Origin of the sequence: Paenibacillus sp. UNC451MF (assembly GCF_000686845.1) — a bacterium.
In the GTDB taxonomy this organism is placed as follows: Bacteria; Bacillota; Bacilli; order Paenibacillales; family NBRC-103111; genus Paenibacillus_S.
Window position 1 is genome coordinate 195,145 of the sequence record NZ_JMLS01000005.1, and the last position, 16,897, is coordinate 212,041.

14 protein-coding genes are annotated in these 16,897 nt (G+C 46.1%); 12 read left to right on the forward strand and 2 right to left on the reverse strand.

The window, feature by feature from the left end:
- The first annotated feature begins 1 nt into the window (after position 1).
- The 9 genes from BP97_RS0110340 (at position 2) to BP97_RS0110380 (ending at position 11,710) form a co-directional block, all read left to right on the forward strand.
- Positions 2–1,015, forward strand: a complete 1,014-nt coding sequence (locus BP97_RS0110340) for a FecCD family ABC transporter permease (protein ID WP_028549032.1) — start codon at positions 2–4, stop codon at positions 1,013–1,015.
- 17 nt (positions 1,016–1,032) lie between these two features.
- Positions 1,033–1,941, forward strand: a complete 909-nt coding sequence (locus tag BP97_RS0110345) for an iron-hydroxamate ABC transporter substrate-binding protein (RefSeq protein WP_028549033.1) — start codon at positions 1,033–1,035, stop codon at positions 1,939–1,941.
- 212 nt (positions 1,942–2,153) lie between these two features.
- Positions 2,154–7,349 carry an S-layer homology domain-containing protein gene (locus BP97_RS38765; RefSeq protein ID WP_051620491.1) on the forward strand — a complete coding sequence of 1,732 codons (5,196 nt, stop codon included), beginning with the start codon at positions 2,154–2,156 and terminating at the stop codon, positions 7,347–7,349.
- Between the two features lie 116 nt (positions 7,350–7,465).
- Positions 7,466–7,774, forward strand: a complete 309-nt coding sequence (locus BP97_RS0110355; RefSeq protein ID WP_028549034.1) for a hypothetical protein — start codon at positions 7,466–7,468, stop codon at positions 7,772–7,774.
- Between the two features lie 79 nt (positions 7,775–7,853).
- Entirely contained in the window at positions 7,854–8,729 is an 876-nt protein-coding gene (locus BP97_RS0110360) for an AraC family transcriptional regulator (protein WP_028549035.1), read from the forward strand.
- A gap of 63 nt (positions 8,730–8,792) precedes the next feature.
- Positions 8,793–9,203: a hypothetical protein gene (locus BP97_RS0110365; RefSeq protein WP_028549036.1), complete on the forward strand. Its 411-nt coding sequence runs from the start codon at positions 8,793–8,795 to the stop codon at positions 9,201–9,203.
- Positions 9,204–9,427: 224 nt separating this feature from the next.
- Positions 9,428–10,216 carry an amino acid ABC transporter substrate-binding protein gene (locus tag BP97_RS0110370; RefSeq protein ID WP_028549037.1) on the forward strand — a complete coding sequence of 263 codons (789 nt, stop codon included), beginning with the start codon at positions 9,428–9,430 and terminating at the stop codon, positions 10,214–10,216.
- Between the two features lie 73 nt (positions 10,217–10,289).
- On the forward strand, positions 10,290–10,949 hold the full coding sequence (locus BP97_RS0110375; protein ID WP_028549038.1) for an amino acid ABC transporter permease: 660 nt from the start codon (positions 10,290–10,292) through the stop codon (positions 10,947–10,949).
- Between the two features lie 14 nt (positions 10,950–10,963).
- On the forward strand, positions 10,964–11,710 hold the full coding sequence (locus tag BP97_RS0110380) for an amino acid ABC transporter ATP-binding protein (RefSeq protein WP_028549039.1): 747 nt from the start codon (positions 10,964–10,966) through the stop codon (positions 11,708–11,710).
- A 68-nt stretch (positions 11,711–11,778) separates the two neighbouring features.
- Here the strand turns inward: BP97_RS0110380 and BP97_RS0110385 are convergent, their stop codons facing one another.
- Complete coding sequence (locus BP97_RS0110385) at positions 11,779–12,714, reverse strand: aldo/keto reductase (RefSeq protein ID WP_028549040.1); 936 nt, start codon at positions 12,712–12,714, stop codon at positions 11,779–11,781.
- 71 nt (positions 12,715–12,785) lie between these two features.
- Positions 12,786–13,580 carry a helix-turn-helix domain-containing protein gene (locus tag BP97_RS0110390; RefSeq protein ID WP_028549041.1) on the reverse strand — a complete coding sequence of 265 codons (795 nt, stop codon included), beginning with the start codon at positions 13,578–13,580 and terminating at the stop codon, positions 12,786–12,788.
- 129 nt (positions 13,581–13,709) lie between these two features.
- Between BP97_RS0110390 and BP97_RS0110395 the strand changes: the two genes are divergently transcribed.
- The 3 genes from BP97_RS0110395 to BP97_RS0110405 all read left to right on the forward strand — a co-directional run bounded on the left by BP97_RS0110395 (position 13,710) and on the right by BP97_RS0110405 (position 16,897).
- Positions 13,710–14,159 carry an SRPBCC family protein gene (locus BP97_RS0110395; protein WP_028549042.1) on the forward strand — a complete coding sequence of 150 codons (450 nt, stop codon included), beginning with the start codon at positions 13,710–13,712 and terminating at the stop codon, positions 14,157–14,159.
- A gap of 270 nt (positions 14,160–14,429) precedes the next feature.
- The gene (locus tag BP97_RS40660) at positions 14,430–14,606 is read left to right on the forward strand and encodes a hypothetical protein (RefSeq protein WP_197035443.1); all 177 of its coding nucleotides are present in this window, start codon (positions 14,430–14,432) and stop codon (positions 14,604–14,606) included.
- A 308-nt stretch (positions 14,607–14,914) separates the two neighbouring features.
- Positions 14,915–16,897, forward strand: a complete 1,983-nt coding sequence (locus BP97_RS0110405) for a methyl-accepting chemotaxis protein (RefSeq protein WP_028549043.1) — start codon at positions 14,915–14,917, stop codon at positions 16,895–16,897.

A 16,897-nucleotide genomic window follows, 5' to 3' on the forward strand; every position in this document is an offset into this window, starting at 1 on the left:
GATGCAGCAAATGTACGCCAGAGAGAAAAAGGCCTTCAAGGTAGGCTTCATTCTCATTGTCATATGCTTAAGCGCAGTCATAATCAGTTTAAATACGGGGACGATTCGGCTATCCCCCTTGGCGGTTTTACAAACGCTCATTGGAAGAGGCAGCCCGGATGACACGATGGTTCTATTCGACTTTCGACTTCCCCGTATATTGGTAACTATGCTGGCGGGGATCGGTTTGGGAATGTCCGGTGCGATATTGCAAGGATTATCACGAAATGCTCTAGCAGACCCGGGTATTCTCGGCATTCATGCTGGGGCTTCATTAGGACTTATTACTTTTGTCACCTATTTTAATACGATGACCGGCATGATCTCCCTGCTTATTCCGTTGTTTACTTTTACGGGAGGGGTTGTGACGGCTGGACTTATTGTTCTGTTGGCTTATGACCGTCAAAAAGGCTGGCTGCCTGTGAGGTTAATTTTAGTAGGCATTGCCATTGCGGCCGGTTTCAGTGCAGCTACGCTATTTTTATCGTTAAGCCTGGATGAAAAAACATATGCATTTGCCTCCAGGTGGCTGATAGGTAATGTCTGGGGAAAGGATTGGGTTCATGTTTACGCCTTACTTCCGTGGATATTGCTGATTGCGCCTTATGTCTATTTTCAATCCAAATCGTTAAATGCGTTATCGCTTGGCGATGAGCTGGCTGTCGGTATCGGGGCTTCCGTACGAAGGCAGCGATTGCTGCTGCTGGCTGCGGCTGTGGCATTATCCTGCGCCAGTGTATCCATGGTGGGGGGGATCGGCTTTATCGGATTGGTTGCACCTCATCTGGCCCGCCGATTTGTCGGACCGATGCATCAACATATTTTGCCTATTTCAGGCCTCATCGGCCTGGTTATTCTGGTGGTTGCGGATACTATCGGACGATCTGTCTTTCAGCCCAATGCCATACCGGCAGGTGTAGTAGTCGCTGTAGTCGGGGCACCTTATTTTCTTTATTTGCTTCGAAAAACCAAATAATGATACATCGAGGAGACATTATGAAAAAGACACTTATGTTATGGAGCCTTATTCTTATTTTTATTTTATCTGCGTGCGGTACCAATGCCCCTCAACCAAAAACAGATGCGAGCGGGGAGAAGGCGGAGAGCAGAGAGCCGCGAATCGCTTCCTTATCGATCCATTTAACAAACCATTTGCTAGCTCTCGGCATTACTCCGGTCGGTTCTGTTATTGGCGGTGATTTAAAAGCATTCTTGCCCCATGTGGCAGATCGCCTTACGAATACAAAGCCGCTTGGGGTTGCGACAGAGCCTGATATGGAAGCTCTATTGGCTCTGAAGCCTGATGTTATCTACATCGATAAGCAATACGCCGGGGATATTGCAAAGTACGAAAAAATCGCCAAAACCGTCTCCTTCGACTTGGATGAGGGGACTTGGAGAGACACTTTGAGAAAAGTCGGCAAGCTGGTAAATCGCGAGCAGCAAGCAGAAGATTTTATTAAAGAGAATCAGGCTCAGGCGGAGCGCGTTAAGAAGCTTATCCAGACTAAAATCGGTGATGGTACCGTGATGGCGGTTCGGGTTACAGCGAAGGAGCTTCGTGTATTCGGCTTTAGACGTCCGATGGGTCCCATGCTGTTTGAAGATTTAGGGCTTAAACCGGCTAAAGGAATCGAGAAAATTAGTAAAGATAAATCGTTTGAGGTCATCTCGCAAGAAGTGCTTCCTGATTATGATGCGGATGCGATATTCGTCATCGTGAATAATGAAGATGGAGCCAAGAAGTTATACGCACAGCTGCAGTCCAGCCCAATCTGGCAAGGGTTAAAGGCAGTGAAGGCAAACCACATCTATCCTATTCCTGACCAACCGTGGCTAGATTACTCGTCAATGGGGAATAAAATGTCCCTGGATTACGCGGAAAAAATGTTTTCGAAATAAATGTCACTTCATAAAAAAGCACTGATCTTATGGGTCGGTGTTTTTTTGTATTTAGGGATTCATTATAAAGTTTTTTTAATGAAATCCTCGACATAGAGTGACAGTGATTATTTACCAACAATGGTAATATACATCAGGGTTTGATCTCGTAATTTGGAGGAGGAGACAAAGTTGATCGCAAAGAAACATGCCATTCTGGGGTGGGTGAGCAAATGAAACAAAGGTACTTATCTTTACTGATTGCACTAATACTTGTTTTAAGCCAATTACAAGCTGTCTTCGCTTTGAGTCCTCCAGATGCTAACAACCATTGGGCACAATCAACGATTGAGAAATGGGTGACCCAAGGCTACATCGACGGCTATGCCGATGGAAGCTTCAAACCGAATCAGGAAGTGAGCCGTGCTGAGTTTGCCAAGCTGGTGAATAAGGCGTTTCACACGAAAGAGGGTACTGCTGCAATCAGCTTTAGCGATGTTCAAGCATCGGATTGGTTTTATAATGAAATCAAATTGGGTGTAGGTGCCGGTTATATTTCAGGGTATCCCGATGGGACTTTTAAGCCCAATCATCCTATAAGCAGACAGGAAGCAGCTGTAGTCATTCATAAGGTTTTAAAGCTGGAAGAAGCGCAACAAGATAACTTAAGTCGCTTTAAGGATGCTCAAAGCATTCCTGGATGGTCTAAAGGCGCGGTGAACGCTATTGTTAAGCTAGGCATTATGCAGGGCTATGAGGATGCAACGTTCCAAGAAGACCATAACATAACGAGAGCAGAAACCATAGTGATGTTGGATAGAGCATTAGCTAAGCTAGATACGAACCCGACAAAGGCACAAGGGATTTCAGGCTTTGTAACTCTGGACGGAAAGCCTGTTGAAGGGGCTATCGTTAAACTGTTTGCTAAGGACGGCTATAAGGTTCTAAAAACAGCAACAACCGACAAAAATGGTGCGTACAATCTTGAAGCGGGAGCAGGCACTTTTGACATTACGGTGGAGAAGAGCGGTTCACTAGGGTATAAAAGTGATATCGTGGTCAAAGACGGGGATGTAACGTTACAAAATGTATCTTTGACAAAAGGCGTTAAAGTCACAGGTAAGGTGGTGAATTCATCTGGAACGGGTGTAGCGGGCAAAGAGATAAGCTTTACGACCAACCCGACTTTTGTAACGACCACAGATGAGAATGGAGCCTACTCTTTATATGTGCTTCCGGATAAAACCTATACCATCCGACATTTAGACGGGGATACATACAAAGAACTTGCAGCTAATATTGCAATAGGTAATACAGACAAAGATCTGGGAGCTTTGGTTGTGGACGGTTCCACTTCAGGGTCCAGCAGCTCCAGATCCAGGCACAGCAACAATCCCAATGCGGGGAGAGACGTTACACCGCCAACCTTTGCCATCACTTCCCCTGCGCTATCGGTTGGAGAAGCAACCTATGCCACTTTTAGCCAGACCCAAACAATTAAGGGTACGGCGGCTGACGACGTAATGGTTGCTCGTATTGACTACTCTGTGGACGGGGGAACACTGGGAACTGCGGCAGGAACGACTGTGTGGTCCATAGCAGATTTGCCGCTTCATGCCGGTGAGAATAAAGTAACGGTCACAGCTGTCGATCTGTCCGATAATAAGGCTTCAACAACCATAACGATCATCCGGGAGATAGATAAGGTTGCTCCTGCCTTAGACATTCTGATTCCTGCAAAGGATGCCACCTATACTACAGAGAGCAGCAGTATTGCTATTGGAGGTACAGCATCGGACAATGATGTTATAGCTTCAATTACCTATAGTGTTCAGGGCGGACCTTCAGGAACGGCGGAAGGAACGGAGAAATGGCTCATTGCTAACGTCGACTTGCTGCCGGGAAGCAATGTGATTATGGTTACCGCAACGGACCGATCTGGTAATACGACGCGGAAGTCGATAACGGTAGTGTATAACGTAGACAAAACCGCACCTGCGGTAGTGATTACTCTGCCTACTTCGGAAGCTACTTATGTAACTTCAAGTCCTACGGTCACCCTCTCGGGAACAGCTGCGGATAATAAAGCTCTGAAGAGCGTGACATATTCCGTTTATGGCACGACGAAGAGCGCGGTCGGTACCGACATGTGGACCATACCGGACCTTCAGCTTCAGCTGGGTGAAAATAAAGTAACCATAACGGCAGAGGATGAAAGCGGGAATACGGCCAATAAAATCATTACGATTATTTATGATCCCGATGCTCCTGCTATATTCATTACATCACCTAGCACGGAGCCCTATGCCACCGTCTACCAATCCATTCTTACACTGAGCGGGACGGCAAGAGACAATCAGGCCCTGAGCAGCGTTACGTATGCGGTGTATTATGATTCAGTAACTGATGGGGTCTATGGTACAGCGGTAGGAACAGCCAACTGGAGCATACCGAACCTGCAGCTGAAGCCAGGATACAATATGGTTACCGTAACCGCAACGGATTCAGCTAACAATAAAGTATCGGCTTCGATTATTATATTTAATGCCGTTGACACAGATAGTGACGGGCTGCCCGATTTCTTGGAAGCAACGATTGGCACAGACCCTGCTAACCCGGACACAGATGGAGATGGCTTGTTGGATGGCTATGAGTACATTGTGCTGCAAACCGATCCATTGAAGCGAGATACGGATGGCAACGGAGTTACAGATGATGCAGAGGATTTCGATGCCGACGGTTTAACCAATATTCAAGAAATGGCGTTGAAGACGAACCCTTATAGTGCTGACAGTGATGGGGATGGACTACCCGATTCGCAGGAAATCGCTACTTACCGTACCGATCCGATGAAAAAAGATACGGATGGTGACGGTCTCGGTGACGGTGGCGAGATCAGACTCGGTTTTGATCCCTTGAAGGCCGATACGGATGGCAACGGAGTCATAGACTCCGAGGAGAAAATATCCCAGGCTGTTGACGGCAATAAGTTCTCTTCGATAGCGAATAGCCTGACATCACCATCGCTTACGATCCATGGTTCAGGGGATATTAATGAATCCATCAGCATTTCGGATGCAACGAATCTGCCCTTGATCCAAGGCAATTCAGCGATTGTAGGGAAAGTGATGGATATTAAATTACCGAATCCATTTGATTCGGCACAAATCAGCTTTACAGTGAGGCCTGAAGCCTTGACGACCCATAGCTTGAATGATTTGGTTATCGCTTGGTTTAAGGAAGACGGAACCATCATTCCGCTGGAGACAACCATAGATCCGTCGACCGGACAGCTTACGACGACCGTTACCCATTTTAGTAAATATGGGGTCATTGACTTGGTGCAATTAGCACTGAACTGGGAACTTACGACCGAATCCGCAACGGTGGAGAAGGGCCAGGCGGATATCGTATTCATATTGGATACGACGGGGTCAATGGGTTCGACGATCAATAATGTGAAAAGCAATATTATCAACTTCGTCGATAAGCTCGATGGGGATAAAGTGAGCGTTAGGCTCGGATTGGTCGAATATAAGGATATAATCGAGGATGGCCCGAGCTCAACTAAAACCATAGGCTGGTACACCGATCCCGAGCAATTCAAGAACAAGGTCAGCGGTATCGACGTTTATGGCGGCGGAGATCTGCCTGAGTCATCTGTGGATGCCCTGGAAGAGGCGAGAAGGATGCAGTTCCGCAAGAACGTAACCCAGTTTATGGTTCTTGTGACGGATGCGGATTATAAGGAAGAGACTCGCTTTGAAGAAGTGAAATCCATGAATGAAGAGATTGCATTGATTCAAAAAGACGGTATTATCACGTCAGTTATCGGCAGCAGCTACGACAAAAACCGATATGGCGACTTATACCAGAAGACAGATGGACTATGGGCCGATATTACGGATAATTTCTCGGTTACATTAGACCAGCTGAAGGATAAGATCACGAGCAAAACCAACGATGGCGTGTGGGTTCGTCTGAATACAGGCAGAGTCGTGAAGCTGAATAAAGAGCCCGATAAGCTGGATACGGTAACCGATACGGATGGCGATACCGTTCCTGACAGCAAAGAATTGAATGAAAAGCTAACGGTGGATCTGCCTAATTGGGTTAGAGCGATACTAACCGCCCGATTCCCTGGCAAAACGTTCCCTGATAAAGTGGAGGTCTGGACTTATCACAGCGATCCGACTCGCGTCGATTCAGACAACGACAATAAAAGCGACCTTATCGATGAGAGACCTTTAGTAGCCTATAAACCGGCTGTCGTACTTATTCATGGCATCAACTCCAGCACGGGCTCGGCATGGGGCGCGGAAAACGATGTAGACAATAATGGAATGCTATCCGCTGCATTCAGTCCGCTCGATAGCGGCGATATGCAGACAGGGAAGTTCACAAGGGATATTTCCGGTAATGAGACCTACACAGGAAACTCTTACAAAAAGTCGGATACCCAGCTCTATAGCAATATTGACACACAATATATACGTGGGGCCTTGAAATCCGGAGAGTTTGCCGAATATCTAGTAAGCGAAGGCTACAGCACGAATAACAATCTTTTGATCTTCAATTGGGAAGCTAACGATCATGTAAGTATGGCTGCAAAACAATTCCAGCAGTATTTAGTAGATATATCGAAGCATTTCAAGGACAACAATGAGGATGTGGACATTTGGCTAGGCGGTAGACCGCAGTTTGATCTTGTCGGGCATAGCGCGGGTGGATTAGTTTCTAGAATGTATATTGAAAATTACATGGATGATTCGTTACCGCACATCGATAGTCTGGTTACCGTAGATACGCCTCATTGGGGCTCGAATTTCGTTCATAATCCGGGAGGTTGCGGGACCTTTGGTCACAATGTGTTAGATGATTTGGATAGAGATGATAGCTATCTATGGTATCTAAATGAATGGAATGTGAACAGGTGCTTGGGTAAGATCAAGGGCGAAGCACTCAAGCTCAATCACAGCTCCACTAACTATTATCTTATTGCTGGATACTCTTTCGGAGTAGGTTTGCCATGGCAAACTAAAGAGCCTCTTCTGGCGCGGGTTCCTAAGGAGCCGACGGATCTGGAGCTGTACAGAAGTGTAAGGGATATTGTCAAAACCAATACGGGTTACGATCCTGGGAAAGCAGCCCAAGATTCATTGATTGGCGGGTTGGACCTGACAAGCGAAACATTGTATGGAGACATTGTTGTAACTGTGGGCAGTCAATTGGGTGTGCCATCGGAAAAGCAAACGGATAAGTGGCTGGAAGGCAAACGTCCGCGGTATATCGGTGCTACGGATCAATTTATTTACGCAGGCAACTCCAAGAAAACCATGCATACAACCATCGAACATCAACGAAGAATACATGAGCTGATTTATAAGCTGCTTAACGGGATTGCAGTGCCAGACATCTCAAACCCTTAATAAGGATTATAGGTAAAGGAGTGTGCAGGTTTCTTCTGTGCACTCCCTTTTTTTCGAAACAAAACAGAAGCGAAAGCGTACAACCAAATGACAATAAAAGGAAAGAGGGGAGCTCGATGGTCTTGTTCAAAGAAACCAAGCTGTACTTCTATTTGATCGTCTATTTTGTTGTAATGGGTATAACTCATTTCATTATAAATTGGGTGTCAGGGACTTCTAGCGAGATTATAGGTTTGGTGTTAGGGATGCTGGTGCTGCTGTGGTGGAAGTTCGTCATAGGTCCTGTAGTGATGCTTATTATCACCGTGGTTGAGTTATATAAGAAGTATAGGATTGCTAACACATTAGCGTTCCATGATGTAATAGTACACGGTATACCTGTCATCATCGTCTTATTATTTTTAGGTTTTGGCTCGCTCTTTTGAGTGTTGGTGCTTACCATTGATAGAGCTCTGTTGATGGGGTATAGTTTTGTCCATGAGGCTAACAGGAGGAGGGGATCTGATGGATGTTAAGCTGCAGTCGTTATTTCGGCCGATACAAGCCAACGGAAGAAGGCCTTCCAATCCATATAGAGAGTGGCTGCCTGCTCCCATACTCCAGCCATATGTCTCCTGTTATTGGGCTTCAGAACCAGATTCAACGGATACGGTTAGTGAACTGAATCCTCAATCTATTGACCGAGTCATCCCGGACGGCTGCACCGATATATTGTTCGAGCAGAACCTTAAGGATAATAGCTATAGCCTAAGATTTTGCGGGATGTTCGATAGCCCGTTCGCCATTGCTTATGATTCCGATCATCCGGTTCGCAAGCTGGGTGTCCGGTTTTTTCCGGGAGGAGCGCATTTGTTCCTGAAAGCATCTCTATCGGACTTTACTAACTGCTTCTTTCCTCTGGATTCCATAGGACTGTGGATGGCCGGGGATATGGGAGAACGAATATTTGCGGAAAAATCGGTGGAATCCAGAATTCGAATTATAGAACAGCATCTAATCGCATTATTGCAAATGAGTAATCCACTCGATGATCATCGGATGAAAAATATGCTGTACCGCATTTTTGATTCGGGAGGCAGCCTTCCGGTCACCAAGCTAGCTGAATCCGAATGTCTCAGTCCGCGACAAATGAATCGAAAGTTTCATCAGTGGTTGGGCATGGGACCCAAAAGATTCAGCGAGATCGTGCGCTTCCAAGCCGTTGTTAGCCAAATTCGTCAGAATCGGCGGGAAGACTGGACAACACTCGCGCTGCAGCATGGATTCTTTGACCAGGCGCACTTGATTCACGTATTTAAACGATTTTACGGAGAAACACCATCAGCGGCGGCAGAAGAATATTGCAGTGTGTCCGTTTTATACAATACCGCCCCGTCTTGAATTAGTATAATGAAACCACGAGCACAGCTATACAAACACATTGGATGGAGGGAGAAAAGCGACATGGCTTCAATATATCATTCACAAACGTTAAGCGTGGCGGTACAACGCGGACCAGGTCAGGTTTACGAATACATTTACAACTTGAGTAACTTTCCGGAATGGGCAACCTCTTTTTGCTTGTCGATTCGGGAGTCAGGTGAAAAATGGATCATGGAGACGCCGGAAGGTCCGGCAACCATACGTTTTGTTGAGAAAAATCAATACGGCGTCCTGGACCATTACGTAGGCACACTATCAGGTGACGAAAACTTGGTGTCGATGCGGGTGGTCGCGAATGGCATGGGCAGTGAGGTGCTGTTAACGGCGTTCCAGCTGCAGGGAATGTCGGATGTGAAATTTGCGGAGGATCAGGGTATGGTCCAGCGTGATCTGGAAACGTTGAAAAGCGTTCTGGAGGGCCAGGCAGTCTAAAGATGTTATATTGGATAAGAGGAGAGTGCCACGAGGTGCTCTCTTTTTCGTCGTTTAGGATAAGTTTCCTATAAAAGTTCACGAAGAGTTCCCATTCATCCCTATGGAATAATCTTACTACCTCGACAAGTATCGACACTATTTGCGATCATGTGATATCATTTAGATCTTGATAAAGTGGTAACGTAGTAAAGCAAAAATAGTAAAAGGTGGTTCGTAATTGGATGAAACGTTTAGCAGCTATGGCATTAGTCATCACCGCAGCAATTTCGATCTTTACAGGATGCTCCAGCACGAAGGATGCTTCTTCTGCTTCTGGGGACAGTAAAAAACTAGTCATTGGTATTGACGACAAATTCGCTCCTCTGGGTTTTAGAGATGAGAAGAATGAAATCGTCGGTTTTGATATCGACTACGCGAAAGCGGCAGTCGAGAAAATGGGGTCAACGGCTGTATTTCAACCGATTGATTGGAAAACCAAAGAGTCTGAGCTGAGCAGTGGCCGGATTGATCTGATTTGGAACGGATACACGATTACGGATGAGCGCAAAGCAAAGGTATTGTTCACCAAGCCGTATCTGAAAAATGCACAAGTGGTCGTAACTCTGGCCAAATCGAACCTAACCAAGCTGGATGATCTGACCGGCAAAGTCGTAGGGCTTCAATCCCTTTCTTCTGCGTCAGATGCTCTGAACGAAAGCCCGATCAAATCCAAGATTAAGAACGTAACGGAATATGCAGACAACGTTCTTGCTCTAAACGACTTGAAGATCGGTCGTGTGGATGCCGTTGTTATCGATGAAGTCGTCATCAACTACTATATGTCCAAAGATAAAGGCACCTTCAAGCTGATGAATGAATCGCTCGCGCCTGAAGAATACGGCATAGGCGTGAAAAAAGGTAACGAGGCGCTGCTTCAAAAGCTGCAAAAAGCACTGGACGAAATGAATCAAGACGGCTCTGCTGCGAAAATTTCGCAAAAATGGTTCGGCGAAGATAAGGTATTGAAGTAAATTGAACGGATCAAGATAAGCGGAACGGGTTTCTTTTTGAGGAAATCCCGTTTTGCTTTTGGGGGAGTTTTTCATGTCTTTAGATAAATTGATCTCAATGGTTAAACCTATGCTGGAAGGCGCTCAAATGACGGTCCTCCTGTTTCTGATCGCTATCGTAGTATCGATTCCGCTTGGTTTCTTGCTCACGTTAGCAGTCAAAAGCAGCAGCAAGACATTAGCTGGGCTCGCCCACGCTTACATCTATATCATGCGCGGCACTCCGCTGCTGCTGCAGCTGCTGGTCATCTGCTTCGGGCTTCCGATGCTGCCTGGGATCGGCGAATATTTGGTGCTCGACCGGTTCGCCGCGGCTTGCGTAGGTTTTATCCTGAACTATGCAGCTTATTTTGCAGAGATTTTCCGCGGCGGCTTGTTGGCAATCGATAAAGGACAGTACGAGGCTTCTCAGGTGCTGGGATTCAGCAAATGGCAGACGTTGACGCGGATTATCCTGCCTCAAATGTTCCGGGTCGTTCTTCCTGCAGTGTCCAACGAATCCATTACACTAATCAAGGACACAGCTCTGCTGTATGCCGTAGCGGTACCGGACCTGCTGCACTACGCCCAGACCGTAGTCAATCGTGACTTTACAATCGTGCCTTTCTTCGTGGCGGGTATCATCTATTTGATCATGACGCTATTGTTAACCGCATTGTTCAAATGGTTGGAAAGAAGATTTAAATTTGAATAAAAGGACTGGCTGATGTGGCTATCATAGAAGTATCTAATCTTACGAAATCCTACGGCACACTGGACGTGCTGAAGCAAATGTCGTTTCAGGTCAACAAGAACGATGTCGTTGCGGTCATTGGTCCTTCCGGTTCGGGTAAAAGTACGATGCTCCGAAGTCTTGTCCACCTCGAACAAATCAATGGCGGCACCATCTCCATAGATGGAGAGAAGCTCGTTGAGAACGGGGTATACTCCAAGCCTCCTGAGATTAAACGGATTACGGCGAAGATGGGAATGGTATTTCAGCATTTCAATCTTTTCCCTCATCTCACGGTTAAGCAGAATTTGGAGCTTGCTCCGAGAATTGTTAAAGGGGAATCGGCTGCGGATATTGGCAGACGCAGTTCTGAGCTGTTGGCGAAAGTCGGTCTCTCGGGCCGCGAGTCTCAATACCCGTCCAAGCTGTCCGGAGGCCAAAAGCAAAGAGTTGCTATTGCCCGGGCTTTAATGATGAATCCCGATATTCTGTTGTTCGACGAGCCAACCTCCGCATTAGACCCTGAATTGACGGGAGAGGTGCTGCAGGTAATGAAAAAACTGGCCGAAGAGCACATGACCATGATTGTCGTAACCCACGAAATGGGATTCGCCAAGGAAGTGGCCAGCCGCGTCATGTTCATTGATCAGGGAGAAATCATTGAATCCGGATCACCGGAGCAGATCTTCACGAATCCGCAGTTCGATCGGACCAAAGCTTTCTTGAACCATAGTTTGAAATAGTAAAGTTGAAAAAAGCACGGACCCTTGGGTCGGTGCTTTTTTTCATATACAAAGGATAATATGTAGATCTAGTCTTTGAAAATAAGATCGATCTTCTCAATCTCCTCTTGCGTCAGCTGTACTTCTAATGCTTTCAAATTATTGATGACCTGCTCCGGACGCTTGGCTCCTGGAATGAGCACGTCGATGGAAGGTCGGGTTAAATACCATGCGAGTACGACATGGGCGACTTCCGCCTGCTTCTCGTTGGCGATTTTGCGGACTTGTTCCACCTTGTCCAGATTGCGGATGTAGGCTTCGCCTTGGAATAGTGGGTTTCTGGAACGACCGTCTTCAAATGTCGAATCTTTGGTATATCTGCCGCCTAACAGGCCGGAGGCTAGAGGGAAGTAAGGGACGAAGGAAATTTGATGCTCTGCGGTGTACGGCAGAATAGCTTCCTCTACACCCCGTCGGAACAGATTGTATTCGGATTGAAGTACATCGACTTGTCCGCCTGCGTTAGCTTCGGTAAGCTGTTCGATGGAAAAGTTCGAAACGCCGATAGCGCGGATTTTACCTTCGGCCTTGAGCTGCTGTAATGCCCTGACAGCTTCATCCTTCGGTGTCGTTTTATCCGGGAAATGAATATAAAATAAATCGATATAATCGGTCTGCAAACGCTGTAAACTAGCATTTACCGACTCTATTAAAAATGCAGGAGAATTATCGATCTCAATCTTGCCGTCGACAAACTTATGTGCGGCTTTCGTTGCAATAACGGTTTCCTGGCGCTTTCCGGTTTCTTTCAATACCTCGCCTATCAACTGCTCGGATCGTTCCGGGCCATAAATAAATGCCGTGTCAATGAAATTTATGCCATGTGCTAAAGCCGTTCGGACCACTTCTTTGCCGGTTTCGTCATTCAAATGAGGGAACAGATTATGCCCACCAACAGCGTTGGCTCCAAGCCCAATACGGTTTACATATAAATCCGTTTTGCCGATACGTGTTTGCTCACCCATACAATAAGTCATCTCCTTTATTGGCATACTTAAATTATATAACTATTTAAGCCTATAGGAAAATGCGAATTTTAAGCTTGTTTTGTATAGGCTTCAGGTGTTTTACCAACTGTAGCTTTGAAGTCCTTGATAAAATGGGACTGATCGTAGTATCCGAGCTTCAGAGATAGCTCCAGCAGATCCAGTTGATGGCCTCTATCCATAGCCTCCGCTGCGTTTTGGAGCCTATACAGCTTGATAACGGTTTTGGGGCTAAGACCAACGTATTGCTCGAACAATCGCTGCAGCTTTCTTTTGTTTATGGAGAAGCATTCCGATACTTGGTCCACCTTGGTGATCTCACGGTCCTCTGCAATCCGGTCGATGATTTGATTAATCAGGACGATATTATCATCCTGTTCGGGCAGCTTCGGGCGAATCAGGCTTTCGGCAAGCTCAACCATCCTCGTTTCTTCGGTTTGGGATAAGATCAGCTCTTCTGCCGCCTCAGCCTCAATCCCCAATAGGTCATGAATTTCCATAGGACGCTGGAGCAGCTCGGAAACCGGTTGTTGAAGGAATGGATAAAAACCGCCGGGCTTGAATTTGGCGCCTACCACGCATCCCTTTTCTTGCAGGAGAATAGAGTAAGTTTGTTTCGCGGCTCCGTAGACGGCTGATTTGCCAGGCTCGAAGATAAGATTGACGCAAGGATTTGGAACTATACTCTGCAAATACGGCTCTTGTCCTCTTAAATCCCAGCTGACGATCCAGAAGTGCTTGATGAAGAAGCCGATATCTTCAGAAGGGGTGTATCGATTGAGATGATATTTGGCTTGATCTAAATTCAGAATGCCCATACTGGGCTTAGTACTGTGTTGAGTCATGAATGCTCCTCCTGTTCATGTTAGGCCTGCAGAATGAAGGTATCCCATGTCGCGTTTTTACAATACTTGGGTGACGGGACAAGCTATAGTTATATTAAAGCATATTACTTGGAATAAAGGAGTGGGATGATGGAACTGAAATATGAATTTTATATTGGTGCTACACCTGAGCAAGTCTGGGATATCCTCGTGACGCCGGAAGGAACACGAAAGATTTTTTTCGGCAGTGAGCTGCAGTCGACTTTTCAAGTGGGAGAACCTTTCCAATACGTAGGGCCAGGTAATGACGGGGATGAGACCGTACATGTGTACGGCACTATATTGGCGTATGAACCGAACCGTCTGTTAAGCTGTCTCGAGCACCCAGGTCCGTCCTACTATCCTAATCATGCGGAGTTGGAGTCGAGAATTACAATGACGCTGGAAACGGTTGGAGAATGCACGAAGCTGACATTAGTCAATGATCAATGGAGCGAGAACCACCCGTCGATCTCGAATACGACCAATAGCTGGTGGATGATCCTGAGCAACATCAAAACGTTGGCTGAAACAGGAAAAACATTAAATTTAGGCTGGTAGACAACCGTTATACTACTTGAGAAAAAGACGTCCAAGGGCGTCTTTTTTTATATTCAATCTGAAAAGTCGCGTTAAAGCGGTGAAGAAATTAATAAGGGTGAGGATAGGGCAGGAAGTTTTCGTCTAGAGCGTTTTGTCCCCAGCTTTTTCGTGGAAATAGGGGAATTTCCGGCTTAGGGTACCCATATGCAGTTTTTCACGACAAAACCGGTTTGATATACTTAATAGAAACAAATAGCGAAAACATAACAATCAGGGAGCTGACTAAAGTTGAATCATGAGGAGCTGCTGGGACGACGGAGCGAGATTTTAAAACGTCATATTGGGAATTTGGTCAATAAAAATAATCAGCATGGCTTAAGTGAGCAAGAAACGATTTTTCTAAAGGATATGGTCAAAGAATTTCATCGGAATAAATACGAATTAAATGCCAGCCGGAAAAAATAATTCTTTAACTTATAACAGGGAGTCTGAACGCGTTGAAGCGGACAGGCTCCTTTTGTTTTGGAAAAATTATGCAGGTTTTATGAGTTCGACAGCATCATGAATAAAAAAAAATATATATTTCCTCTAGCGTGTAAATGATTGCGCTTCCGAAACCGATATAGGTCTGTAGACTCATTCTTGCATTCTGTGCGCTGGATGATACATCGTTAAATTTTAGCGGTATCCTTTTAAAAAATGGAGGCAGGAGACCGAGTTCTTAAGATCAAAAAAAAGCCGAAAACCCACACCACGAGAGAGGATGATGTAAATTGAAAGGCAAGCTCCAGAGGATATTCAGAAGAAATTTTAAAACTAAGCTGATAGCAACGTTCTTGCTGATTTTAATCGTTCCATCATTAATTCTAGGTATTTTAGCCTATAATCAAGCGAAGCACGAGATCGAGAAGCAGATCGTGGATAGCGCTAGCGATAATGTTCAGTTGGTCGATTCTATCATCAACAGCTTTATTCAACCGAAAATGAACGATGCGGATTATTTCTCTAAGCAAACCAACGCGACAATGTACAAAGGAGAAGATAGTCCAGCGATACGGCAAAGCTTTGATACGTATTTGGGGATGCATGCTGAAGTATCCAGTTTGAGCCTTGGCACGCAAACCGGTTTGTACGTTCGAATGCCTCAGCAGGAGGTAAAGGCGGATTTTGATCCCCGAACAAGAGATTGGTACAAGGATGCCATGGCGAATAAGGGGAAAGCGATTATTACAGAGCCTTATATTTCCGCTGTGACAGGCGAGATTATTGTGACGGTCGCCAAGGCCACGGAGGACAGCTCCGGCGTTGTGGCTGTTACCCTGAGCATCGAGCAGATTAAAAAGCTGGCCGGGTCCGTTACCATAGGTAAGGAAGGCCACGTGACGATATTGGACAAATCCAAAAAGTACATTGTCCACCCGTCCATGAAATCGGGAGAACCGGCGAAAGATTCCGCATACGATCGTTTGTATCAAGAGAATTCGGGACAATTCGAGGCCGAACTTGAGGATAAGGACAAGAAACTGTATTATACGACCAATGAGCTCGTAGGATGGAAGATCGTCGGGGTGATGGACTCGTCGGAAGTGCTTCAATCCGCTAGTCCGATATATAATATTACCCTTTGGACGATCATTGTTTGCTTGCTAATTGGGGGATGCTCGATATATTTCATCCTGAGAGCGATCATCAAGCCGATTCAAGATTTAAAAGGGCATGCGGCAAGAGTTAGTGACGGGATACTAACGGAGACAATTCATATTCAATCTAATGATGAGATCGGTGATCTCGGTCGTGCCTTTATTGAGATGCAGGCGCATCTTCGTTCATTAATTCAAGATGTAGAGGCTCGATCGGAATTGGTTGCCGCTTCCTCGGAGCAGCTTACTGCAAGTGCTCAGCAGACCAGTGCAGTAACGGAGCAAGTGACCTCGGCCGTGCAGGAAGTCGCCAGCAGTGCCGAGAAGCAGATGGACAGTGTTGATCATAATGCGCAGGCCTTGCAAGAAATTGCTACTGGGGTTGGTCGAATCGTAGACAGTGTTACCGTATTGTCCGATCTCTCTAAGCATACGACCATGCAGGCCGAGGAAGGTGAAGAGTCTGTTACGCAAGTCGTGGAGCAAATGTATTCGATCCACGAATCTGTGCAGAAGTCAGATCGAATGATCCGATCGCTCTATGACCGCTCAAAAGAAATTAACACAATCTCCGATGTGATCAGCGGTATCGCCAGGCAAACGAATCTGCTTGCCTTAAATGCTGCTATCGAAGCGGCTCGTGCAGGTGAACATGGTAAAGGCTTTGCAGTAGTAGCCAATGAGGTACGCAAATTAGCGGAGCAATCCCAAGATTCGGCTGCCCGGATATCGGATTTGATTGAGGAAATTCAACGGGAGACGAAGGAATCAGTCGAGACGACGGAAAAAGCAGCGCGGGATGTTGAGGGCGGATTAAAAGTGTCCAACGAGGCTATCTACAAATTTGAACAAATATTGAGCAGTATGAGAAAAACAGCGCCTCACATTGATGAAGTATCTGCCATAACGGAGCAGATTTCTGCCGGCGTTCAAGAGGTAACGGCTGTTGCGAATGAGCTTGCCCTTATAGCCAGAGGGAATGCGGCGACCTCAGAGGAAGTAGCGGCGTCTGCTGAAGAGCAGCTGGCGTCTATGGAAGAAATTTCGGCCTCGGCACAAAATCTGGCGTCTTTGTCGGAGGAGCTGAAGGCACTGATTCAAAAGTTCACTTACTAA